General features: G+C 72.4%; 22 protein-coding genes. 5 read left to right on the forward strand and 17 right to left on the reverse strand.

What is annotated here, in order from left to right:
- Positions 1-17 precede the first annotated feature (17 nt).
- The 11 genes from ABEB28_RS25370 to ABEB28_RS25420 form a co-directional block, all read right to left on the reverse strand.
- Complete coding sequence (locus ABEB28_RS25370; RefSeq protein ID WP_345730706.1) at positions 18-611, reverse strand: cupin domain-containing protein; 594 nt, start codon at positions 609-611, stop codon at positions 18-20.
- Positions 608-1,711, reverse strand: a complete 1,104-nt coding sequence (locus tag ABEB28_RS25375; RefSeq protein WP_345730707.1) for a 4Fe-4S binding protein — start codon at positions 1,709-1,711, stop codon at positions 608-610. Before ABEB28_RS25375 ends, ABEB28_RS25370 begins: the two co-directional genes overlap by 4 nt.
- Complete coding sequence (locus ABEB28_RS25380) at positions 1,708-2,697, reverse strand: 4Fe-4S binding protein (protein WP_345730708.1); 990 nt, start codon at positions 2,695-2,697, stop codon at positions 1,708-1,710. Before ABEB28_RS25380 ends, ABEB28_RS25375 begins: the two co-directional genes overlap by 4 nt.
- A 72-nt stretch (positions 2,698-2,769) precedes the next feature.
- Entirely contained in the window at positions 2,770-3,309 is a 540-nt protein-coding gene (locus tag ABEB28_RS25385) for a helix-turn-helix transcriptional regulator (RefSeq protein ID WP_345730709.1), read from the reverse strand.
- Between the two features lie 117 nt (positions 3,310-3,426).
- Positions 3,427-4,455 carry a LacI family DNA-binding transcriptional regulator gene (locus ABEB28_RS25390; RefSeq protein WP_345730710.1) on the reverse strand — a complete coding sequence of 343 codons (1,029 nt, stop codon included), beginning with the start codon at positions 4,453-4,455 and terminating at the stop codon, positions 3,427-3,429.
- On the reverse strand, positions 4,452-5,381 hold the full coding sequence (locus ABEB28_RS25395; RefSeq protein WP_345730711.1) for a DUF6807 domain-containing protein: 930 nt from the start codon (positions 5,379-5,381) through the stop codon (positions 4,452-4,454). Before ABEB28_RS25395 ends, ABEB28_RS25390 begins: the two co-directional genes overlap by 4 nt.
- On the reverse strand, positions 5,378-6,466 hold the full coding sequence (locus tag ABEB28_RS25400; protein ID WP_345730712.1) for a Gfo/Idh/MocA family protein: 1,089 nt from the start codon (positions 6,464-6,466) through the stop codon (positions 5,378-5,380). The genes ABEB28_RS25395 and ABEB28_RS25400 overlap by 4 nt, the downstream gene beginning before the upstream one ends.
- Positions 6,463-7,008, reverse strand: coding sequence for a hypothetical protein (locus tag ABEB28_RS25405; RefSeq protein ID WP_345730713.1), 546 nt, complete (start codon positions 7,006-7,008; stop codon positions 6,463-6,465). Before ABEB28_RS25405 ends, ABEB28_RS25400 begins: the two co-directional genes overlap by 4 nt.
- 4 nt (positions 7,009-7,012) lie before the next feature.
- Positions 7,013-7,864 (reverse strand): carbohydrate ABC transporter permease, encoded by an 852-nt coding sequence (locus ABEB28_RS25410; RefSeq protein WP_345730714.1) that lies wholly within the window; start codon positions 7,862-7,864, stop codon positions 7,013-7,015.
- Positions 7,861-8,823 (reverse strand): carbohydrate ABC transporter permease, encoded by a 963-nt coding sequence (locus tag ABEB28_RS25415; RefSeq protein WP_345730715.1) that lies wholly within the window; start codon positions 8,821-8,823, stop codon positions 7,861-7,863. Before ABEB28_RS25415 ends, ABEB28_RS25410 begins: the two co-directional genes overlap by 4 nt.
- The gene (locus tag ABEB28_RS25420) at positions 8,823-10,124 is read right to left on the reverse strand and encodes an ABC transporter substrate-binding protein (RefSeq protein WP_345730716.1); all 1,302 of its coding nucleotides are present in this window, start codon (positions 10,122-10,124) and stop codon (positions 8,823-8,825) included. Before ABEB28_RS25420 ends, ABEB28_RS25415 begins: the two co-directional genes overlap by 1 nt.
- A 331-nt stretch (positions 10,125-10,455) precedes the next feature.
- Here ABEB28_RS25420 and ABEB28_RS25425 point away from each other — a divergent pair, with 331 nt between their 5' ends.
- Genes ABEB28_RS25425 through ABEB28_RS25440 form a run of 4 tightly spaced genes read left to right on the forward strand, consistent with a single transcriptional unit; the run spans position 10,456 to position 14,882 of the window.
- On the forward strand, positions 10,456-11,589 hold the full coding sequence (locus tag ABEB28_RS25425) for a Gfo/Idh/MocA family protein (RefSeq protein WP_345730717.1): 1,134 nt from the start codon (positions 10,456-10,458) through the stop codon (positions 11,587-11,589).
- Position 11,590: 1 nt separating this feature from the next.
- A complete protein-coding gene (locus ABEB28_RS25430; protein WP_345730718.1) occupies positions 11,591-12,721 on the forward strand; it encodes a dihydrodipicolinate synthase family protein in 1,131 nt (376 codons plus the stop codon).
- 52 nt (positions 12,722-12,773) lie between these two features.
- The gene (locus tag ABEB28_RS25435) at positions 12,774-13,580 is read left to right on the forward strand and encodes a sugar phosphate isomerase/epimerase family protein (RefSeq protein WP_345730719.1); all 807 of its coding nucleotides are present in this window, start codon (positions 12,774-12,776) and stop codon (positions 13,578-13,580) included.
- Positions 13,581-13,628: 48 nt separating this feature from the next.
- Positions 13,629-14,882, forward strand: a complete 1,254-nt coding sequence (locus tag ABEB28_RS25440) for a pectate lyase family protein (RefSeq protein WP_345730720.1) — start codon at positions 13,629-13,631, stop codon at positions 14,880-14,882.
- Between the two features lie 94 nt (positions 14,883-14,976).
- Here the strand turns inward: ABEB28_RS25440 and ABEB28_RS25445 are convergent, their stop codons facing one another.
- The 6 genes from ABEB28_RS25445 to ABEB28_RS25470 all read right to left on the reverse strand — a co-directional run bounded on the left by ABEB28_RS25445 (position 14,977) and on the right by ABEB28_RS25470 (position 21,528).
- Positions 14,977-16,467, reverse strand: coding sequence for a sensor histidine kinase (locus ABEB28_RS25445; protein ID WP_345730721.1), 1,491 nt, complete (start codon positions 16,465-16,467; stop codon positions 14,977-14,979).
- A 65-nt stretch (positions 16,468-16,532) separates the two neighbouring features.
- Positions 16,533-17,228, reverse strand: a complete 696-nt coding sequence (locus tag ABEB28_RS25450; RefSeq protein ID WP_345730722.1) for a response regulator transcription factor — start codon at positions 17,226-17,228, stop codon at positions 16,533-16,535.
- 4 nt (positions 17,229-17,232) lie between these two features.
- Positions 17,233-18,066, reverse strand: a complete 834-nt coding sequence (locus ABEB28_RS25455) for a streptophobe family protein (RefSeq protein ID WP_345730723.1) — start codon at positions 18,064-18,066, stop codon at positions 17,233-17,235.
- Between the two features lie 522 nt (positions 18,067-18,588).
- Positions 18,589-19,377, reverse strand: a complete 789-nt coding sequence (locus ABEB28_RS25460; protein ID WP_345730724.1) for an ABC transporter permease — start codon at positions 19,375-19,377, stop codon at positions 18,589-18,591.
- Complete coding sequence (locus ABEB28_RS25465; RefSeq protein WP_345730725.1) at positions 19,374-20,282, reverse strand: ABC transporter ATP-binding protein; 909 nt, start codon at positions 20,280-20,282, stop codon at positions 19,374-19,376. Before ABEB28_RS25465 ends, ABEB28_RS25460 begins: the two co-directional genes overlap by 4 nt.
- Before the next feature lie 181 nt (positions 20,283-20,463).
- On the reverse strand, positions 20,464-21,528 hold the full coding sequence (locus ABEB28_RS25470; RefSeq protein WP_345730726.1) for a GNAT family N-acetyltransferase: 1,065 nt from the start codon (positions 21,526-21,528) through the stop codon (positions 20,464-20,466).
- A gap of 31 nt (positions 21,529-21,559) precedes the next feature.
- On the opposite strand from ABEB28_RS25470, the gene ABEB28_RS25475 reads away from it, so the two are divergent.
- A complete protein-coding gene (locus tag ABEB28_RS25475) occupies positions 21,560-22,021 on the forward strand; it encodes a MarR family winged helix-turn-helix transcriptional regulator (protein WP_345730727.1) in 462 nt (153 codons plus the stop codon).
- Positions 22,022-22,025: the final 4 nt, after the last annotated feature.

The raw sequence follows: 22,025 nt of genomic DNA on the forward strand, positions 1-22,025 counted from the left end.
TTCGGGTACCACCGACGTTAGCGACGGCCGCTCGGGCTGCGCAGTCCTGGCGCGGGGCGATAACCCCGACGGCGGACGACGGCCGCGGCTAACGGGAGCAGCACCCGCCGCTGCAGGACGACCGGAACACCGGCGGCGAACGTCACCGACCCCGTCTCGGCGAGCATGAGCAGCAGGTGCGGCAGCGGGAGTTCCTGCTGACCGTTGACCTCGCCGTCCCGGATGGCTCGGCCGAGCGTCCGGCCGTAGGAGAGCAGCGCGACCGGCCCCGGAGAGAAGAGCGACCGTACGGTGATCGGCTGATCGCCGTCGTTGTACGGGTCGGTGTGCCGCACGCCGGGCCCGATCACCAGCTTCTCGCCCGCGCGGAGCACGCCGCCGCGCCCTGCGCGGCGATAGCGCGCCCCGGCGCCGTCCAGCAGCAACGAATGCTGCGCCACGCCCGGGTGCACATGGGCCGGTGCCTTGCCGGTGTGCGGAGGGAGCACGCGGGTGTAGCCCAGATACTGCCGGCCGCCGGCATAGAACCACGGATGGAGCTCCAGCCGCGCCCCGCTGTCCCGGTCGGTGAAGAACTCGTAGACCGGCAGGCCCCCGTCGAGCCGGTTCATTCCGACTCCGGCGCGGGCGCCGCGTCCAACTCCGGCGCCGGGACGTCCGACCGGCGCGCGTGCCGGATCGTCTTGTGCGGGAAGTGCTCCTGGACGTAGTGCTCGGCGTCGGACTCCGGCTCGACGTAGACGTACTCCGGCTTCTCCTGCAGCGGGACGAGGAACTCGCGCTCGTGCTGCTCCTGGTCGGCGAGGAACGGCCCGATCACGTCCGTACCGGCCGGGCACACCGCGACGCAGTACCCGGAGCGGTACTGCGGGCTGAACGACAGGCTCTGCCACCGCGAGATCGTCTCGCCGGGGGTCACCCGGCGGCGGTAGTCGGCCGCGTCCCTGCTGTCCGCGATGTCCTCCACCCAGCCCGCGAAGCTGGAGAGATCGTGGTTGTTGTTGTGCGTCGAGCAGGCGTCGACGTCGAAGCTGCCGTCGGCGTGGATCGCGCCCACCGGGCAGGCGACGACGCACAGGTTGCAGCCGACGCAGGGGTTCCACCCGAGCGGCCGGGAGTACTCGGTGACCGGCGCGTCGAGCAGGATCGTGCCGAGGACGAGGAAGTTGCCGAAGCGCGGGTGGATGAGGTTGCGGTGCACGCCGAGGTGGCCGAGCCCGGCGGCGACCGCGACCAGCTTGTGGGAGACCACCCAGCTCCGGCCGGGATAGCGCTGCACCTCCATCGGGAAGCCGGTCGCCGGGTAGAGGGCGCGTACGCCTCGGCGCTGCAGCTCCAGGCAGATGTGCCGGGCGGCCTCGTGGAGGATTTCCGAGGTGGTGGCGACGTCCCGGTTACCGACGCTGACCGACCGGCTGCGCAGGTTGTCGCGGCTCGTGCGCACACACAGCGCGATCAGCGATCGGGTACCGGGCATCGCCTCCAGCACGTAGTCGCGCTCGCCCTCGAGTCCGGGCGTGTCCAGGGCCACGAACCCCACGTCGTCGGCGCCCGCGGCCGTGCACAGCTCCCGCAGCCAGGCCGCGTCGAGCGTTCCCGGGTCTTCGGCTTTGCGCGCCCGCACCGTGATCGCGGTCGGATGGGCGCGCACCCCTCCGGACCGGTCGACCGGCACGTGGAACGCGGGCCAGTTCCGGTTGGGGGCGCTCATCTCGGCTGCGGTGCCGCGTCGATGCCGTCCGGCGGCTGAATACCGCTCTCCACGTACCGGACGACCTTGTGCGGGAAGCGTTTCCGGGCGTGCGCCTCGGCGCTGGATCCCTCGGTGACGTACACGTACTCCGGCTTCTCCTGCAGCGGCCGGACGACGTCCCGCAGGTGTTGCCGACGGTCGGCGAGGAACGGGCCGATGACGTCCTCGCCGGCCGGGCAGACCGAGACGCAGTAGCCCGACCGGTACTGGCGGTGCCACTTCCCGACGGTCTCGCCCTGCGTCACCCGCTCCCGGTAGTCCTCGACGTCCGCGCTGTCCGCGATGTCCTCGACCCAGTCGGCGAAGTTGTTCACGAACTGGCTGTAGGTGTGGGTGTAGCAGGCGCCGAAGTCGAAGCTGCCGTCGTTGTGGATCGCGCCGACCGGGCACGCCGTCACGCACAGGTTGCAGCCCAGGCACGGGTTCCACTCCAGCGGCCGGGAGTACGGGGTGATCACGGCCTCGGTGAGCACCGCGCCGAGCCCGATGAAGCTGCCGAACTTCGGATGGATGACGCAGCGGTGAATGCCCATGTGGCCGAGCCCGGCGGCGACCGCGACCGGCTTGTACGACACCGCCCAGCCGCGCGACGGCAGCCGGTGCGACTCCACCGGGAACGTCACCGACGGGTACAGCGTGCGGTAGCCGCGGTCCTGCAGGGCGACGCTGATCCGGTGGCCGATCCGGTCGAGCACCGGGATCGCGGTGTCCATCTCGGTATTGACGTTGCTGGTGGCGCGGCTGCGGAAGTTCTCCCTGGCAAGCCGCACACAGACCGCGATCAACGAGCGGGTGCTCGGCAACGCCTCCAGCACGTAGTCCCGCTCGCCCTCGAGCCCAGGGGTGTCCAGGGCCACGAAACCGACGTCGTCGGCGCCCGCGGCGAGGCACACCTCGCGTAACCACGCAGCGTCCAGCGGTTCGGACGCATCCTGATCGTCCATCACTGACCATCCAAGTTTGACTGTCGTGGATGGCACGACTGTAGTCCCGACCCACCACATCGAACAAGGGTTCTACGAAGAGGTGCCGTGCTCGGTCCAGAAGCGGATCCACTCCCGCTCGTGCGCCACACCGGCCTGCAGTACGCGCAGCATCCCCTCGGGGCCGGGCCCACCCCGCTCGATCAGGTCGAGGTACTCCGCCAGTTTCGCCCGGTGCACCTCGAGCTGCGCCTCGGCCAGCGGACCGCGGTCCGCGCCGAAGCAGAGCTGGAGGAGGCCGTGATCGCGTAACTCCATGAAGTCGGTGGTCGGTACCGCCAGCCAGGCGGCCAGCGCGTCGCGGCCGCGGTCGGTCAGCGAGTAGAACAGGCGACGCCGACCGGCGGTCTCCTGCCGACGTACCAGGTAACCCGCTCCCGCGAGCCGCTCGGGCTCGGCGTAGAGCTGGGCGTGCTGGACCACCCAGAAGTGGTTGACCGTGCGGGTGGCGAGGGTCTTCAGCTCGTACGGTGTCGACTCACCGGCGAAGTCGAGCAGCCCGAGGATGATGAACGACAGCGGCGTCAGGCGTATCTGCGCAGCACCGGGATCCACCGCAGCCGACTCGCTCAACCTCTCCGACCCTCCCGCACTACCCCGTCCGACCCGTCCGCTACCGGGGGACCGGAACAGCGGACGATCGCCGACCCGCCAGTGGGAGTCAACCACGGCGCCCGCAGTGCGCGACGGTCAGCCGACCAGCGCCCGCGTGCTGTCGCGGAGGACGACCTCACCCGGCACCGAGACCACGCGCTGCGCCGACGCCGGCTGCGGCGCCAGGGCGAGCTCCGCGGCGTCCCGGCCGAGCTGCCCGAGTGGGAGCCGCACGGTGGTCAACGACGGCGCGACGTCGCGCAGGGTCGGGATGTCGTCGAACCCCGCCACCGACAGGTCGTGCGGCACCGAGACCCCGCGCTCGCGCAGTGCCGCCATCGCCCCGACCGCCATCACGTCGTTCACCGCGAACACGCACGTGACGTCGAGCGGCGACGCCAGCAGTTCGACGGCGGCGCGGTAGCCGCCGTCCCGGGTGAACGGTCCGGTGAGTACACGCCGGACCGTGCCACCGGACTCGGCGACGCCCGCCCGGAACCCGGCCAGCCGGTCCCGCGCGGTCAGCAACGGCTCCGGGCCGGCCAGCACGGCGAAGCGCCGGTGCCCGAGCCCGGCGAGCGCGACCGCGAGCGCACGGGCGCCCGCCTCGTTCTCCGGCTCGACGGTGTCGGTGCCGAGGAGCGGCTGGCTGATGCAGGCGACCCGGCCACCGCCGGACCGGAACGCCTGGACCTCGCGGGCCAGCCGCCGGGTCTGGCCTGAGTTGCTGGTCCGGCTACCGGCCAGGATCACCGCCCGCGCGCGCTGCGCCCGGAGCAGGGCGAGGTGGTCCAGCTCGCGTTCGGCGCTGGACAGCGTCGACCCGAGCGAGACGATCAGGCCTCGCTCGTCGGCCGCGGCCATCACCCCGGCGGCGATCGTCGAGAAGTAGGGGTCGGCGATGTCGTGCACGACCAACCCGACCAGGCTGCTGGAGCCCCGCGCGACGGCCTGCGCGTGCAGGTTGGGGACGTAGTCCAGCTCGGCCGCGGCGGCGAGCACCCGGTGCCGCAGATCCGCGCCGACCGATCGTTCGCTGCCGTTGAGCACCCGGGAGGCGGTCGCCACCGAGACGCCTGCGAGGCGCGCGACCTCGGTCAGCGTCGCCGCCGGCTGGCTCGTCATGCCCGTCCTCCCCACCCGCTCACCGGACCCGCGATCCCGTCCGACGCCTCGGCCTCGGCCAGCGCCTTGATCTCGGACGGCGACCGGCGTCCGTCGGCGACGAGCACGCGCACCCGCCGGGCGAGCGCCTCCCCGGGTACCAGCGTCACCGGATCGGTGTACGCGAGCGCGGAGCCGACGCCCGGGTAGGCCGCCACCCGGACGAACCACGGATCGGCCGCGGTCGCGGCGTCCCCGGGAAGGAAGACCAGCGTATATCCGGACGAGGGTGAGCCGGCGTCGGCCGTCACGGCCAGCCACGGCGACGGACGGCCGTGCGTGCCCTCCTCGCCCTGCCCGTGCGCCGATCGGACCTCCAGCGCGGCGGCCGACGCGGGCAGGCGCCAGAAGAAGCCGCCGTACCCGGCGTCGGCGCGGCCGTTGGTGCCGGGGCTGCCGAGCTCGACCGGCTCCGATCCGGCCACCCGCAGCGCGAAGCCGACGTCGAGCACCCAGTGCCCGTCGCCGGGTGCGGCTCGTACGTCCCGCTCTTCGGTGAGGACGACGCGTCCGTCCCTGGCGATCCAGTCGTGCGCGGTGACCACGTGGTCGGGTTCGTCGACGAGGAAGTCCCGGTGCCGGACCGAGCCCCGGTCGTCGCGATCCTGGTACCCGTCCTCCCGGCGATAGGTGCGGCCACCCCAGATGTTCGTCCCCGCGACGTCCTGGATCGCCACCGAGCAGCCCAGGTGCCAGCGGTGGTCGACCGGAGCGGCGTCGGTGACCGGGGTGCCGCCGAGCGTCCGGACCGGATGCAGGTACGGGCGGGGGGCGACGTACGGCTCGAGCTCGGGACGGTGGACGTGCCGGGCCACTTCCCGCCCGCCCACGGACAGTGGCCGGTCCTCGCCGTCCCCGGCGGCTACCCGCCCGGACGGGCCCGTCACGCTGCCGCCCACGGGACCCCTTGCTCGCGGAACGTGCGCCGGGTCTCCGCGGCGGCCAGCACCGCGGCGTCCACGTCGACGACCTGCCGCCGGCTGTCCGGCCCCGTCCCGGACTCACGGATCCATCCCGGAGGTATCGCCACCGGGTCGGGTGCCCGGCGAACCGCGTCCAGGACCCGCATGAAGCCCCGGGTGGATGCCAGCGGCACCCGCAGCGGACGCCCGGGGTCGCGGAGGTGGGCGATCAGGTCGGTGAGCAGGTCGACCCGACCGTAGCGCTGCCGCTGCCCATCCACGTCCACGATGTCTTCGGTGTAGTACAGCGTCACGCGGCCGCGCGTGCCGTGCACGACCAGGTACGGCGTGCGGTGTTCCGCGGCGCAGAGCGTGACGGCCAGGGTGATCGGCACTCCCGATTCGGTGTGGATCCGGATCGCGGCGGTGTCGTCGGCCTCGATCGGGTACGCGTGGAACAGCTCGGGTTCGGCGTCGGCCACGGTTCCGTCGGCGATCGCCAGCGCGGTCGCGACGAGGTGCGCGAACGGGTTGGTGAGCGCGCCGTCCACCACCGGGACGTCACCCAGCCGGCGACGCCCGGCCCAGGACGCCCGGGCGTAGTAGGCCGCGGTCCGGATCCACGTCCCGGCTCCACCGATGCCCTGCACGGTGCCGATCCGGCCAGATGCGACGACCTCGCGCACCGCGTCCACCGCGGCCGAGCCGAGGCTCTGGAACCCGACCTGGCACGGAACGCGCGCCTCGTCGACCGCGGCGCACAACCGCTCGAACTCCGTGAACGTCGGCGCCGGTGGCTTCTCCAGCAGCACCGCACGCCCGGCCCGCACCGCGGTGAGCGCCAACTCGACGTGCGTGTGTATCGGCGTCGCGATCAGAACGACGTCCGGGTCGACCCTGTCGATCAGCTCCGCGAGCCGGGGCGCCCACGGCACCTCCGGGACCGGCACCGGATCACAGATCCCCACCAGCTCGGCGACGCCGAGACCGGCCAATCGCGACAGGTTCTCCCGATGCACCCGGCCGTGCCCGTGCGCCCCGGCCAGCACGACCCGCGCCGGCGCCGTCACGCGACCGCCTGCATCAGCGGACGACGCCGGGCGATCGCCACGGTCGCCAGCGCCAGCACACCCGGCACCAGGACGATCATCAGCGGCACGGTCCAGGCCAGTACCCCGGCCACCCCCACCGCGGCCAGCAGCAGCGCTCCGTCCGACGGGTACCGCAGCAAGCGCGCCACGGCGTCCCGCAGGGTCATCGACCAGGACGATCCGGGCTCCCACCGGGCCGCCGCCGCGAGCCCCACCAGCGCTACCGCGCCCAGGACCAGAGCGAGCACCGGAGCACCCGGCGCGCCGACGCCCAGCGCCACCACGTCCAGCACGAGGAGGAAGGGAATGCCGAGCACCCCGGGGTGCGACCGGAGCACCCCGGCGAACTCGCGCAGGTACCCACCGACGGTCACGGTCGCGTCGTCGTCGACCCGGGACGACAGCACCCGGCAGGCCGCGGTGAGCGCCGCGAACACCGTCACCACCGGCAGCGCGGCCAGGAACGTCAGCACCCCGACCAGGAGCACGTCGGCGAATAGTGTGAACCGAGGCCCGAACATGGGATCACCCCTTCAACCCGGACGTACTGACGCCCTCGACCAGGAACCGCTGGAACGCCAGGAAGAACAGTCCGATCGGCACCAGCGTGAGCACCGACATCGCGAACATCGGCCCGTACTGCGACGTCCCGGTCTGGTCGATGAACAGACGCAGCGCCAGCGGCAGCGTGTAGTTCTCCGGGCTGTTGAGGTAGAGCAGCTGGCTGAAGAAGTCGTTCCAGGTCCAGATGAACGTGAAGATCGTCGTGGTGATCAGCGCCGGCCGGATCAGCGGGAGCATCACGTACCAGAACGTGCGGATCGGCCCGCACCCGTCGATCCGGGCGGCCTCGTCCAGCTCGCCGGGGATTCCCCGCATGAACTGGACGATGAGGAACACGAAGAACGCGTCGGTCGCGAGGAACTTCGGCAGGATCAGCGGCCAGAACGTGTCGACCATGCCCATCTGCTGGAAGATCGCGTATTGCGGGATGATCACGACGTGGTGCGGCAGCATGATCGTGGCGATCATGAAACCGAACAGCGGGCCGGAGAGCCGGAACCGCAGCCGGGCGAACGCGAACGCCGCCAGCGAGCACGAGATCACGTTGCCGATCACCGCTCCACCGGCGACCACGACGGAGTTCGTCAGGAACCGCCAGAAGCTGGTGCCGCCGATGCCCGCCAGCGCGTCGGTGTAGTTCGACCACTCCCAGTTCTCCGGCAGCAGCGACAGGCTCGACGTCACCTCCTCCGGCGGCTTGAACGACGTCCCCAGGAGCCAGACGATCGGGTACAGCAGCAGCGCGAGCAGCGCCACACACGCCACGTGCCACCCCAGCCGCCGTGCGCGCCGAGGCACCGCCAACACCGTCATGACTTCCCCTTGTCATCGGTGTAGAAGACCCAGAGCCGCGCGGACCGGAAGATCACCGCCGTGACGATCGCGATCGCGATCAGCAGCACCCAGGCCATCGCGGACGCGTAACCCATCCGGAAGTCGGTGAAGCCGCGCTGGTAGAGGTAGAGCGTGTAGAACAGCGTCGCGTCCGACGGACCGCCGCGGCCGCCGCTCACCACGTAGGCGGGTGTGAACGCCTGGAACGCGTGGATCGTCTCCAGCACCAGGTTGAAGAAGATCACCGGGGAGAGCATCGGCAGCGTGATCGTGCGGAACGTCTGCCAGCGTCCGGCGCCGTCCACCGCGACCGCGTCGTACAGATCGGACGGGATCTGCTTGAGCCCGGCCAGGAAGATCACCATCGGCGCACCGAACTGCCAGGCGGCCAGGAAGATCAGCGTGAACAGCGCGTACTGCGGCTGGCCGACCCAACCGCCGGTCTCCCAGCCCAGGGCCGCCAGACCCCGCTCGAACGCGGCACCGTCGCCGAACAGCGTGCGCCATACCAGCGCGATGCTCACGCTCGCCCCGAGCAGCGACGGCGCGTAGAACGCCGACCGGTACAGCCCCTGACCCCGGCGGGTCCCGCGGCGATTGAGCAGCAGGGCCACCGCGAGCGCCAGGGCCAGCTTCAGCGGAACGGCGATCAGGACGTACTTGAGCGTGACCCACACCGAGGTGAGGAACCGGCCGTCCTCGGTGAACATCCGCCGATAGTTCTCCAGGCCCACCCAGGACGGGCTGGAGAACAGGTCGTAGTCGGTGAACGAGAGGTAGAGCGACGCGACCATCGGCCCGATCGTCAGCAGCAGCGCGCCGGCGATCCAGGGCGAGAGGAACAGGTACGCGATCCCGCCGCCGGGACGGCGTCGACGCACCGGCCGTTCCGCGCCGCCGGCGGGCGACGCGGAACGGACGGGGGTAGCGACCACCATCAGGCGGAGAGTTCCTGCTCGGCGCGGGTGAAGAACTCGTCGACCGCCTTGTCGACCGTCAGCTTGCCGAACGCGATCTCTTCGTTCATCTGCTGCCAGTAGTCCTTCAGCGCACTGTTGCCCTTCGGGGGCGCCGGCGGCGCGGGAACCAGGTCGGACTCGATGCTCTTCTCGTACTCGTAGACCGCCTTCTGCGCACCGGTCAGCGTCGCGCCGACCTTGTCACGGTTGGCGGTGTTCGGCGGCAGCCCACGGTCGACGCCGAGGATCGCGGCCGCTTCCGGGTCGTTGACCAGGAATTCGACGAGCTTGTCGGCGGCGCTCCGCACCTTCGTCTTCTCGGAGATCGAGAGGAACATCGACGGCTTGGCGTAGGCGCCGAGCTTGCCGGTGTCCGTCGGATACGGTGCGAGCCCCACCGGCTTGCCGAGCACCTCGTAGTAGGACGCGACCGTCGAGTCCCAGCTGTTCTCGGTGTACGAGAGCCGCTTGCCCATCGGCATGTTCTCGATCGAGCCGTCGATCGTGGCGGTGACCTTGGCCGGCGTCGACGCCTTCTGCTTGCGCAGGTTGTCGATCATCGTCAGGTACTTCTTCAAGTCGTCCTTGGTGAACCCGAGCTTGCCTTCCTCGGTGTAGAGCTGCGTGTCGCTCTGCAGGAGGTAGGTCTCGAACGACTCCCACTGCCAGCCCAGGTCGGTGAGGCCGCTGGCCTTGCCGCCGGAGCTCTGGGTCAGCTTCTTCCCGTTGTTGAGGTAGTCCTGCCAGGTCCAGCCCTTGGCCGGCGGCTTCACGCCCGCCTTCTGGTACGCGGCCGGGTCGTAGACCATGACGAACGTCGTCTGTCCCATCGGGACCGCGTAGAGCTTGTCCTCGACGACGCCGGACTCCTTGACCGAGTCGGCGACCTGGTCGGTGACGCCCTTGTCGAGTTCGGCGAGCACGTTGCGGTCGGCGTACTCGCGGAGGTAGGCGCGGTCCATCTGGAAGACGTCCGGCGCATTGCCGCCGGCGGTCTCGGTGGCGAGCTTCTCCCAATACGGCTTGAACGCCGAGTACGAGGTCTTGATCGTGATGTTCGGGTTCTTCTTCGTGAAGAGGTCGAGGGCTTCCTGCGTGCTCTTGGCCCGGTCGGCGCTTCCCCACCAGGAGAATCGCAGGGTCACCTTCGCGTCGGGGTCCTCGCTGGAGTCGCCGCCGCCGCCACCACACGCGGCGGTGGCGAGCAGTGCGCCGGCAGCGAGGGTCGCGAATAGAGCGCGTAACCGGGAGCCGGATCGGGCTGGGTTGATGACAGCCATGGGGGTGGTCGTCCCTTCCCGCGGGAGGTGCCCGCGACGAACGGGGAGGCGCGCTGGGATAGCCCGCCGTCGGTGCGGTCGGCGGGTCTGGGAAAGCGCTTGCCGACGGACCATAGGCCCGCCATCGCCCACTGTCAACGGTCCATTTCCCGAGGGTTTCGACGGTTGACAACCGGCGATCGGGCGGTCCACCGTGGAAAGCGATTTCCAGCAGCCCGGCACCGCAGCCGGCGCCGTTCCGCGCCCCCGCACTCAGTAGTGCGGAGCGGCCCCTGCGCCGGGCGCGGTTCTCCCCGCGGGCTCCGCCCGCCGCGGACGGAAGAGAGGCAGCATGCACCAACGCACGCTCGGCATCGCCATGAACGGCGTGACCGGCCGGATGGGATATCGCCAGCACCTGGTCCGGTCGATCCTGGCGATCCGGGACGAGGGGGGCGTCCTGTTGCCGGACGGCTCCCGTGTGCTCCCCGAGCCTCTCCTGGTGGGCCGCAACGAACAGAAGCTCCGGACGCTGGCCGAACGGCACGGCATCGAACGGTGGACGACCGACCTGTCCGAAGCCCTCGACTCGTGCGACGTCTACTTCGACGCCCAGGTCACCCAGGCCCGCGAGAAAGCGATCAAGGCCGCGCTCGCCGCGGGCAAACACGTCTACACCGAGAAGCCGCTCGCCGAGACCCTCGACGGCGCCCTGGACCTGACGCACCTCGCCGAGCAGGCCGGCGTCCGGCACGGTGTCGTGCAGGACAAGCTGTTCCTGCCCGGCCTGCTCAAGCTGCGCCGGTTACTCGACGCCGGGTTCTTCGGCCGGGTGCTCTCGGTCCGTGGCGAGTTCGGCTACTGGGTCTTCGAAGGCGACTGGCAGCCCGCCCAGCGTCCGAGTTGGAACTACCGGACCGAGGACGGCGGCGGCATCACGCTGGACATGTTCTGCCACTGGTCCTACCTGCTGGAGCAGCTGTTCGGGCCGGTCGAGGCGGTGACCGCCCGGATCGCCACCCACATCCCCACCCGCTGGGACTCCGACGGCGAGTACCGGGCGACCGCCGACGACGCCGCCTACGGCATCTTCGAGCTCGCCGGCGGCGTCATCGCGCAGATCAACTCCTCCTGGTGCACCCGGGTCAACCGCGACGAGCTGGTCGAGTTCCAGGTCGACGGCGTCGAGGGCAGCGCGGTAGCCGGTCTGCACCGCTGCCGGATCCAGCACCGCGCCGCCACTCCGATGCCGACCTGGGACCCGGACGCGCCGACCACCGAGCGCTTCCGCGACCAGTGGCAGGAGGTGCCCGACAACGGCGTGACCGAGAACGGTTTCAAGGTGCAGTGGGAGGCCTTCCTGCGGCACGTCTGCGCCGGCACGCCGTTCCCGCACGACTTCTCCGCCGGAGCCCGCGGCGTCGCGCTCGCCGAGGCCGGCCTGCGATCGGCGGCCGAGGGCCGCCGGGTCGTGCTGGGCGGCTGACATGCCCTCGCTGCGCCTCCCCGGTGGGGAGAACTACGTGCTGGGGACGCCAGGGGCCTGGTCGGTTCCGGCAACACCGCCGGCCTCCCGGACCGTGTTCGCGGCGGCCCACGTCGTCGCCGATCCGTTCGCCGAGAACACGCCCGGCTCCCCCGCCGTCCTGGACTGGGACGCGACCCTGGCGTTCCGGCGCCACCTGTGGTCCTGGGGGCTCGGCGTCGCCGACGCGATGGACACCGCCCAGCGCAACGCGGGCCTCGACTGGTCGGCGACCCGGGAGCTGATCGCCCGGTCGGCAGCGGAGGCCGACGGGCCGCTGGCGTGCGGCGCCGGGACCGACCACGCCGGTCCGCTCACCACGGTGGCCGAGGTCGTGTCCGCCTACGAGGAGCAGGTCGCCTACGTCGAGAGCACCGGCGCGCAGGTGATCCTGATGGCGTCGCGGCAGCTGGCCGCGGTCGCCACCGGGCCGGATGACTATCACTCGGTCTACTCCGGCCTGCTGAAACAGGTCGCGCGACCGGTGATACTGCACTGGCTCGGGGACATGTTCGACCCGTTCCTCGCCGGTTACTGGGGCAGCTCCTCGGTGGACGACGCGACCGAGACGCTGCTGGAGATCATCCGCTCGTCGCCGGGGGCGGTGGACGGGGTGAAGGTGTCACTGCTCGACGCTTCGCACGAGGTGTCGTTGCGGCGGCGGCTCCCGGCTGGGGTGAAGCTCTACACCGGGGACGACTTCCACTATCCGGAGCTGATCCGGGGTGACCCGTCCGGCTACTCGCACGCGTTGCTCGGCATCCTGGACCCGATCGCGCCGGCCGCATCGGCCGCTCTGCAGGCGTTGGACGCCGGGGACGTGGCGGGCTTCGACGCGGCGCTCGCGCCGACCGTGCCGCTGGCCCGGCACCTGTTCGGTGCACCGACGTCGGCGTACAAGACCGGGATCGTGTTCCTGGCCTGGCTGGCCGGGCACCAGCCCGCGTTCGGGATGGTCAACGGGGCGACGACCAACCGCAGCCTCCCGCACCTCGTCGAGACGTTCCGGCTGGCCGACCGGGCCGGGCTGCTGCCCGATCCGGACCTCGCCGCCGCCCGGATGCGTGCGTTCCTCGCGGTGCACGGCCTATGAGCGCCTGCGCGGACAGCGCCGCAGCGATCCGTCGCACCCTGGAGGTGGCTGCATGAGCCTGTCGTTGAACCAGAAGACGATCAACCGGGCGTCGCTGGCCGAGGCCGTCGACGCGTGCGCGCGCGCCGGGATCGAGGCCATCGGCGTCTGGCGCGAGCCACTGGCCGACGTCGGCGTCGAGCGTGGCGCGAAGCTGGTGCGGGACGCCGGGCTACGCGTGTCGTCGCTCTGCCGTGGCGGGTTCTTCACCGCCGCCGACCGGGCGGCCAACCGGGACGACAACCGGCGCGCGGTCGACGAGGCCGCGGCGCTCGGCACCGACACGTTGGTGCTGGTCGTCGGCGGGCTACCGACCGGATCGCGGGACCTGGCCGGGGCCCGGGGGCGGGTCGCCGAGGGGGTCGCGGAGCTGGCCATGTACGCCGGCGACGCGGGCGTCCGGCTCGCACTGGAGCCCATGCACCCGATCTACTGCGCGGACCGGGGCGTGCTCTCCACCCTGGACCAGGCGTTGGAGCTCGCCGCGGCGTTCCCGGTTGAGCAGGTCGGCGTCGCCGTCGACACGTTCCACGTCTGGTGGGACCCCCGGGTGCTGGCGGCGATCGCCCGGGCCGGCGACCGGATCGCCGCGTACCAGGTGTGCGACTGGATCCTGCCACTTCCGCCGGACACGCTGCTCGCCCGCGGGCTCCCCGGCGACGGGTACATCGACTTCCGGACGCTCGGCGCGGCCGTGAGCGACGCCGGTTACCGCGGCGACGTCGAGGTCGAGGTGTTCCACGCCGACGTGTGGGCGGCGCCGTTCGACGACGTCGTCGCCGAGGTCGTGCGCCGATACCGAGAACACGTCGCGCCGTAAGCCGTGGGCGCTGGCCACGGGTCGTACCCCATCGACGGAAGGACACCGATGTCCCGACGACTCCTGGCCGCCGCAGGCGGCCTCCTGCTCCTCTTCTCGCTCGCTCCCCCGGCCCACGCCGCCCCGGGGCGCCCGGCCGACCTCGGCCGCCAGACGCTCCCGGCGAACGACGGGTGGGGCGGCGGCACCACCGGCGGCTCGGCCGACGCCCGCCCCACCGTGGTCCGCACCCGCGACCAGCTGGCCGCCGCGGTGGCCGGGTCGGCGCCGAAGATCGTCTACGTCCGGGGCACGATCCGCCCCACCGAGAGCTGCGCCGACTACGCCGATCCGGCCTACACGCTCGCCGGTTACCTGGCCGCCTACGACCCGGCGGTGTGGGGGCGGACGACCGAACCCAGCGGCCCGCTGGAGGAGGCGAGGGTCCGGTCGGCGGCGGCCCAGGCCGAGCGGATCAAGGTGCGGGTCGGCTCCAACACGACGATCGTCGGGCTGGGCCGGGACGCGCGCCTGCTCGGGCTGAGCCTGGTGCTCGACGGCGTCGACAACGTCATCGTCCGCAATCTCCGGTTCGAGGACGCGGCGGACTGTTTCCCGCAGTGGGACCCGACCGACGGCGCGACCGGGAACTGGAACTCCGCCTACGACAACCTGCAGCTGCTCGGCGCGACGCGGGTGTGGGTCGACCACAACACGTTCACCGACGGCGCCAACCCGGACTCCGCCCAGCCCTCCTACTTCGGCCGCCCGTACCAGGTGCACGACGGTCTGTTCGACATCACCCGCGGCTCGGATCTGGTCACCGGGTCGTGGAACGTGTTCGCCGGGCACGACAAGGTGTCGCTGATCGGCTCGACGAACAATCCGGCCGACGACCGCGGCAAGCTCCGCGTCACGCTGCACCACAACCGGTACACGAACGTGCTGCAGCGCCTCCCCCGGGTGCGGTTCGGGCCGGTGCACGTCTACAACAACCTGTACGAGATCCCGGCCGCCGACCCGTTCGAGTACGCGCTCGGGGTGGGTGTGGAGTCGGCGATCGTGGCCGAGCGCAACGCGTTCCTGCTGGGCCCCGGCGTACCGCCCGGTGACCTCGTCTACAACTGGGGCGGCACCGCGCTGACCGCCCGCGACAACACGGTGAACGGGAAGCCGGTGGATCTGGTGGCCGCGTACAACGCCGCGCACGACCCGGATCTGGGCAGCGACGCCGGGTGGACGCCGACCCGGGTGGCCCGGATCGACCCGGTTTCGCGGGTGCCCGCCGTGGTCCGGCTGGGCGCCGGCTCCGGTCGGCTGTAGAACTCCGGCTCGAACGATCGCGGATCGGGCGTGCTGCCACACGCCTGATCCGCAAACGTTCGACGTGTCCTCCGCCACCGCGGGCGAGCAGCTGCTACTCCGCGGGCAGCTCCAGGCGGAACGTGGCGCCGCCGCCGGGGGTCGGTGCGAGCGTGACCTGGCCGCCGTGCGCCCGCGCCACCGACCGGGCGATCGCCAGTCCGAGCCCGGCGCCGCCGCCGGCGTCGCGGGTGCGGGACGCGTCGGTGCGGTAGAACCGCTCGAACACCCGCTCGGTCAGCTCGGCGGGGACCCCGGGCCCGTAATCCGCGACCTCCAGGACCGCGCGGCCGCCGACGGTTCCCACGCCGATCCGGAGGCCGGTGCCGGCGGGCGTGTGCGCGACCGCGTTACCGATCAGATTGGACACCACCTGCCGCAGCCGCACCTCGTCGCCGACCGTGGGCGCCGGTGCGATCGGCCCGCCGCCGGGGCCGGTCATCTCGGCCGGTCGGTCCGGTGCGAGCGCGCGGAGGTCGGCCAGCGCGTCCGCGGCCAGCGCACGGAGGTCCATCGGCGCCGGACGGAGCCCGGCGTCGTCGGCTCCGCCGGTGGGCCCGTCGGCGGTGTCGGCGGCGGTGCCGGCCGCGCTGTCCAGGCGGGCCAGCAGCAGCAGATCGTCGACCAGCCGGGACAGCCGGGCGGATTCGCGCTCGATCCGGTCCATCGCCACGTCGGTGCCGACGGTGCTGTCCTGGCCTCCGCTCAGACGATGCAGCTCGGCGAAGCCTTTGATGCCGGCGAGCGGCGTCCGCAGTTCGTGGCTGGCGTCCGCGACGAACCGGCGCATCCGGGCTTCGGAGGCGGCCTGGGCAGCGACCGCGGCTTCGATCCGTTCGAGCATGCCGTTCAGACCGGCGCCGAGCCGCCCGATCTCGGTGCGCGGCCCGGCGTCGATCGGAACTCTGCGGGTCAGGTCGCCGCCGGCGATCGCGGCCGCGGTCTCCTCGATCCGGCGCAGCGGCCGTAGCCCGGCGCGGACCGCGAACGCGGCCAGCACGGCGAGCAGCCCGAGTACCCCGGCGCCGATCGCCAGCCCGGTGGTGCGGACCCGGTCGACGGTCGCGTCGACCTCGTCCAGTGCCGCCGCGATCAGCCAGCCGGTGCCGTCCGGTGCGGTGACCACCACCGCCCGCCAGGCGGAGCCGTCGGCCGCCCGCAGTTCGAACGGCTGCCCGGCCCGGCGGGTGACCTCGGCGGTGGTCAGTGCCGGAGCGTCCGGAGTGGGGTCGTCCTGCTCGCCGGCCCGCAACGTCCGTACCGGCGTACCGTCCGCGGCGAGCTGCACGAGCCAGACCTGCCGGATCAAGTCCAGCGCCACCGGCGACGCCAGCGCGGACGGCGACGCGTCGGGCGCGGTCCGCCGGAGCCGTTCGATGGTCGCGGTGTCGAGCCGGCTGAGCGTCGCCGCGATCGGACGCAGCTGCGCGTCGACCCGACCGACCAGAGGCGGCCGCAGCGCGGCCACCACCGCGGCGTTCGTCAGCAGCAGGCCCGCGGCGAACAGCACGACGATCAGCGAGAGTAGCCGGGTCTGCAGCGACAACCGCGCCCACCGCCGAGGGCCCCGCCACCGGCGGCCCCCCGGCCGGCGGATCGACGACCGGCGGGTCAGCACGGCCGCGGCCGGCGCAGGACGTACCCGATGCCGCGCACGGTGTGGATGAGCTTCGGCTCGGTCCGGTCGATCTTGCGCCGGAGATAGCTGACGTAGGACTCGACGATGCCCGCGTCGCCACCGAAGTCGTAGTGCCAGACGTCGGTGAGGATGCGGGACTTGTCGAGCGTGCGGTCGGCGTTGGTCATCAGGTAGTGCAGCAGCCGGAACTCGGTCGGCGACAGCTCCACCGGTTGCCCGCCCCTGGTCACCAGGTGGGCGTCCACGTCGAGGTGGAGGTCACCCACGACCAGCGTGCCGTCGGCGACCCGGCCCTGCGCCCGCCGGAGGATCACCTTGATCCGGGCGATCAGCTCCTCCAGCTGGAACGGCTTGGTGACGTAGTCGTCGCCGCCGAGCGACAGCCCGGTGAGCTTGTCCGCCGGCGCATCCCGAGCGGTCAGGAACAGCACCGGGATCGCGACCGACGACCGTTCCCGCAGTCGCCGTAACACCTCGTACCCGTCGAAGTCGGGCAGCATGACGTCGAGGACGATCAGGTGCGGCCGCTCACGCAGGCCGAGTTCGAGCGCCTCGGCGCCGGTCGCGGCCGCCCGTACCTCGAACCCGGCGATCCGCAGGCTCGCGGCCAGCAGCTCCCGCAGCGTCGGCTCGTCCTCCACGACGAGCAATGAACTGGTCTCGGCCACGCCGTCATCTCCTCCCCTCCCCGGGATCGACCCTACGGACGGCCGCCAGCCGACGGGCCGCGTCGACGAGGACGACGCCCAGTCCACCGGCGGCGGCGCCCCAGACCAGGCCGAGCAGCGCGGTGCGTGGACCGCTCGCGCGCAGCGCGACCCCGGCCTCGAGCGCGGAGAACCCGCCGAGCGACAGGTCGAGGTCGAGGGACATCCGGCTGAGGACCGTGACGACGGAGAGCGCCATGGCGGTGGTGACGCCGAGCTCGGCGCTACATCGGAGTGGCCTGGCCGGGGTTGTCTGCGTTCGCACCGCGACGAGCACACCGCAGAGCAGCAGCACCGCCGCTGCACCGACGGTCAGCAGCGGCACCGGCAGGTCGAGCGCGGTGGCGCCGCCCACCCGCTCCGCCGAGGGCACCCCGTCGGCGAACCGGTCGCGCAGCGCCGAGCCGACGCCGTCGGGCAGGCCGCCGTTCTCCAGCCGCCAGTCGGCGCCGAGCCCGCGGGTCAGCGCGACGAACACCACGTTGGGGCCGCCGAGCAGCACCACGCCCGCGGCGGCGGGCCCGGTGGTGAGCGCGACGAGCACCGACGCAGCCGACGTCAGGAGCGCCGCGGTGGCCGTGAACACCGCCGCCACGGTGACCACCGCAGGGCTCCGGCGCCCCACCACGACCACCGCCAGGACGACGGCGAGCCAGAGGCAGGCGTGCAGCCAGGTCGTGGACGCGTCGGCACGCGGCTCCCCCAGCGCCCCCACCAGCCCGGACACGTCACCCGGCCGGACCGCACCGGCGGTCAGCGGCGGGGTCGCCGCGGAGCCGGTGCTGCCCAGCGTCAACACCGGCGCGAGCAGCAGCAGGAACCCGGCGGCCGCGCCACCGGCGAATAGACCGGCCTCCGCCGGCCGCGACGGCCGCTGCCCGGGCCGGGTACCGCGGCCGGGCCGGGTACCGCGGCCGGGCCGGACGCGCCGGAGTAGCGCGTCCGGGCCGCGCGCGAGCAGCGCTCCGGTGGNACGCGCCGGAGTAGCGCGTCCGGGCCGCGCGCGAGCAGCGCTCCGGTGGCGGCGAGCGCCACCGCGCCGGCCAGCGACACGCCGAGCGGTGTCGCGGCGACCTCCAGGTCGAAGCTCACCGGGACGAACGGGGTGTCGACCGTTCCGCCGGTGGCGGCCGGCGCGCCCAGCGCGGCCGCCACCACCAGGGCCACCAGCCGGGGCAGGTCCGCTCCGTCGACGCCGAGCAGCAGCAGCGCTCCGGTGGCCACCGCGACCATCGCGGCGATCCCCGCGGCCCCCGCTGCGGTGCCCACTCCCAGGGCGGGTGCCCACCACGGCAGGGCGCGGGGCCGGACGTTCACCGCGCTAGACATCACGACGCCGGAACACGACCGCCGCGATCGCGGTCACCACCGCAACCGAGCCCAGCAGTACCCCGAACCCGGCCCACGGCCCCAGCCCGTGCGGCTCCGGGGTCACCGCCAGGATCCCGAGCCCGGCCGTCGGCGGCCACCAGGTCTGCAGGAAGTCCGCGAGCGCCGTCGGCAGCGCCGGAGTGAACGCCGGGATCAGCAGCGTGGCTCCGACGAGCGTGGCCAGCGCCCCCGCGGTGGAGCGCAGCAGGGTCCCCAGCGCCACCCCCAGCAGGCCGATCGCCGCGAGATACAGCCCGTAGCCGGCGGCCGCGCGCAGCGCCCCCGGCTCGCCCAGCCCGAGGTGCGGCGCGCCCCCGTCGGCGAGCGTCCGCTGCCCGACGAGGAACGCGACGAACCCGACCAGCTCGCCGACGATCAATGCGACCCCGCCGAACACGCCGGCCTTGGCCGCGAGCAACCCGCCGCGGCGCGGCACCGCGACGAGGCTCGTGCGCATCATCCCGGTGCTCCACTCGGAGGTGACCACCAGGACACCGAGGACGCCGAGCGTCAGCTGGGCGATCAGGATGCTGCGCAAGCCGATGGCCGGGTCGAACTCCGCGCGGGCGGCAGCGTCCCCGGACGTGTACTCGGTGGCCTGCCCGGCACTGATCAGGAACGCGAGCCCGACACCGCACACGGCGGTCGAGGCCAGCGTGTAGGCGGTGGAGCGGAGGCTGACGAGCTTCGTCCACTCCGAATGGAAAACGCGCGGCAAGCGATGGTCGACGACGGTCACGACACCCCTCCGGCGTACTCGACGCTGTCGCTGGTCAGCGTCACGAACACGTCCTCGAGCGACGCGCGCTGCGGCGTCAGCTCGGCCAGCACGATCCCCGCGTCGGCCGCGATCCGGCCGATCTCCTCGCTGTCCAGACCGGTCACCAGCAGCCCGTCGGCCGCGTCGGAACGGATCGTGACGCCGTCCGCGGACAGGCGGGTGATCAGCTCCGGCGCCGCGGCGGTCCGCACCCGCACCGTCCGCTCGCCGAGCTGCTCCACGACGTCCGGCAGCGGCCGGTCGGCGAGCAGGCGGCCCCGGCCGATCACGACGAGGTGGTCGGCGGTGAGCGCCATCTCGCTCATCAGGTGGCTCGACACCAGCACGGTGCGGCCCTCGGCGGCCAGCCGCCGCATCAGCCCCCGGATCCACCGGATGCCCTCGGTGTCCAGGCCGTTCACCGGCTCGTCGAACATCAGCACGGCGGGATCGCCGAGCAGCGCCGCCGCGATGCCGAGCCGCTGGCTCATGCCGAGCGAGAACCGCCCGGCCCGCTGCCCGGCGACGTCGGTCAGCCCGACCTCGTGGAGCACCTCGTCCACCCGGGCGTCGGGCAGGCCGTTGCTGCGGGCCAGGCAGCGCAGGTGGCTCCGGGCGGTGCGGGACGGGTGGACCGCGCGGGCGTCGAGCAGCGCGCCCATCGTCCGCATCGGAGCGGGTAGGTCGACGTAGCGGCGGCCGTCGACGGTCGCGGTACCGGCCGTCGGTGCGTCGAGGCCGAGGATCATCCGCATCGTCGTGGTCTTGCCGGCGCCGTTCGGGCCGAGGAAGCCGGTCACGCGTCCGGGCCGGACCGTGAACGTCAGGTCGTCGACGGCGGCGCGCGGGCCGAATCGTTTGGTCAGACCGCGGATCTCGATCATCGGCGCGCCGCCGGAGCAAGAGAAGTGGGCATGTGCGCACGGTTCCGCTCGCGGGTGACGGGACCCTGGACGTTTCCTGGGAGCCCGCTGGATGCTGCGCCCGCTCCTGGGAGCCGCCTCCGGACGTCCGTCGCCGAACTGCACGGACGCCGACACCGACGGGAAAACTCGCAGGAAGCGTCTACTCGGGGAGGTCCTTGGCGAGGGAGGCGGTTGCGGCGTCGGCGGACGGCACCGACCGGTATCCCTCGCTGTGGTAGAGGTCGATGTTCCGCAGGCTCTTCGCGCCGGTGGAGAGCAGGATCCGGCGGCAGCCCGGCTCCGCGGCGGCTTCGGCGACGCGCAGCAGCCACCGGCCTATCCCCTGGCCACGACGATCGGGGACGACGCAGAGCCGGCCGATGTGCCAGTCGGTGCCCACCCGGCGGGCCCGCACCGAACCCAGCAACCGACCGTCCAGCCACAGGCCGGTGGTGTGCCAGCGCGCCAACCACTCCTGCACGTCGTCCGGTGACTCGTGCAGCGCCGGCACGGTGAGCGTGTCGTTGACGATCGCCTCGTCCACCCAGCTGCACCGCTGCAGAACGGTGACCTCCGGGGCGTCGTGGGCGGTCAGCGGCCGGGCGTAGGAGCCCGGTAACGGCCCGGGGACGGCCTCTGGCCGGAGGGGTTCGCGCATCGGCCGCAGCGCCTGGGCGACGCGGACCAGCTCGCCGAGCAGGCCGACCGCGGCGGCGTCGCGGGCGGCGTCCGGTCGCAGCCGTCCGTTTTCGACGGCGTCACCGATGCGGATCGCGACCGTCGCACCGAGCGGCACCAGGCGCAGCGTGGTGACCACCTGCTTGGCGTGCTGCACGGAGCGCGTGCCGGCCGAGGTGTTCCCGTAGCTGACGAAGCCGATCGGCTTCCACGCCCACTCCCGGCCGAGGTAGTCCAGCGCGTTCTTCAGGCTCGCCGGCATTCCGTAGTTGTACTCGGGCGTGACGGCGATGATCCCGTCCACGGCGTCGACGATCGCGCTCCACCGCCGGGTGTGCTCGTTCGCGTAGCGGCCCGACGACGGGTGCGCCTCCTCGTCGAGGAAGGGCAGTTCCAGCTCGCCGAGGGAGACCGGAACGAGCTCGACGCCGAGTTCGGCGGCTCCGGGCGCGACCGCCTCGATCAACCACTCCCCGATCTCCGGGCCGAGCGCGCCGGGACGGGTGCTGCACACCAGCACGAGGACACGAACAGGTTTCGTTGACATGGAAATGAAGCCTAGGTGCTAGATTGATTACATGTCAACGAAATCGTCGGACGGGCCGGTCCGCTGGTTGCACCCGGACGAGGAGCGCGCCTGGCGCGCGTTCCTGCGCCTGGTCGTCACCGTCCAGAGCGGCACGGCCCGGGACCTGGCGGCGGTCGGCCTCTCCGAGCCCGACTACGAGGTGCTCAGCACCCTCTCCGAGCGCCCCGGCCACACCAGCACCCTGCGCGACCAGGCTGAGAAGATGGGCTGGTCACGCAGTCGCTTGTCGCGCCACGCCACCCGGATGGAGGCACGCGGGCTGCTGCGGCGCGAACCCGACCCGACCGACGGCAGGGGCTGCTTCCTGGTCCTCACCGAGCAAGGTCTGACCGAGCTGGAGAACGCCGCACCGGCCCACGTCGAGTCGGTGCGGCGCCACTTCATCGACCGGCTGGCGCCGGAGGACCTCGCGGCGATCGAGCAGATCGCCCGGCGCGTGGACGACTCCTGACGGC

The organism is Cryptosporangium minutisporangium, assembly GCF_039536245.1.
Taxonomy (GTDB): domain Bacteria; phylum Actinomycetota; class Actinomycetes; order Mycobacteriales; family Cryptosporangiaceae; genus Cryptosporangium; species Cryptosporangium minutisporangium.

Coding starts and splice junctions, on each gene's coding strand:
- ABEB28_RS25370 (WP_345730706.1), bottom strand. CDS start 611: ATGAACCGGCTCGACGGGGGCCTGCCGGTCTACGAGTTCTTCACCGAC.
- ABEB28_RS25375 (WP_345730707.1), bottom strand. CDS start 1,711: ATGAGCGCCCCCAACCGGAACTGGCCCGCGTTCCACGTGCCGGTCGAC.
- ABEB28_RS25380 (WP_345730708.1), bottom strand. CDS start 2,697: ATGGACGATCAGGATGCGTCCGAACCGCTGGACGCTGCGTGGTTACGC.
- ABEB28_RS25390 (WP_345730710.1), bottom strand. CDS start 4,455: ATGACGAGCCAGCCGGCGGCGACGCTGACCGAGGTCGCGCGCCTCGCA.
- ABEB28_RS25405 (WP_345730713.1), bottom strand. CDS start 7,008: ATGTTCGGGCCTCGGTTCACACTATTCGCCGACGTGCTCCTGGTCGGG.
- ABEB28_RS25410 (WP_345730714.1), bottom strand. CDS start 7,864: ATGACGGTGTTGGCGGTGCCTCGGCGCGCACGGCGGCTGGGGTGGCAC.
- ABEB28_RS25415 (WP_345730715.1), bottom strand. CDS start 8,823: ATGGTGGTCGCTACCCCCGTCCGTTCCGCGTCGCCCGCCGGCGGCGCG.
- ABEB28_RS25420 (WP_345730716.1), bottom strand. CDS start 10,124: ATGGCTGTCATCAACCCAGCCCGATCCGGCTCCCGGTTACGCGCTCTA.
- ABEB28_RS25425 (WP_345730717.1), top strand. CDS start 10,456: ATGCACCAACGCACGCTCGGCATCGCCATGAACGGCGTGACCGGCCGG.
- ABEB28_RS25430 (WP_345730718.1), top strand. CDS start 11,591: ATGCCCTCGCTGCGCCTCCCCGGTGGGGAGAACTACGTGCTGGGGACG.
- ABEB28_RS25435 (WP_345730719.1), top strand. CDS start 12,774: ATGAGCCTGTCGTTGAACCAGAAGACGATCAACCGGGCGTCGCTGGCC.
- ABEB28_RS25440 (WP_345730720.1), top strand. CDS start 13,629: ATGTCCCGACGACTCCTGGCCGCCGCAGGCGGCCTCCTGCTCCTCTTC.
- ABEB28_RS25465 (WP_345730725.1), bottom strand. CDS start 20,282: ATGATCGAGATCCGCGGTCTGACCAAACGATTCGGCCCGCGCGCCGCC.
- ABEB28_RS25470 (WP_345730726.1), bottom strand. CDS start 21,528: ATGTCAACGAAACCTGTTCGTGTCCTCGTGCTGGTGTGCAGCACCCGT.
- ABEB28_RS25475 (WP_345730727.1), top strand. CDS start 21,560: ATGTCAACGAAATCGTCGGACGGGCCGGTCCGCTGGTTGCACCCGGAC.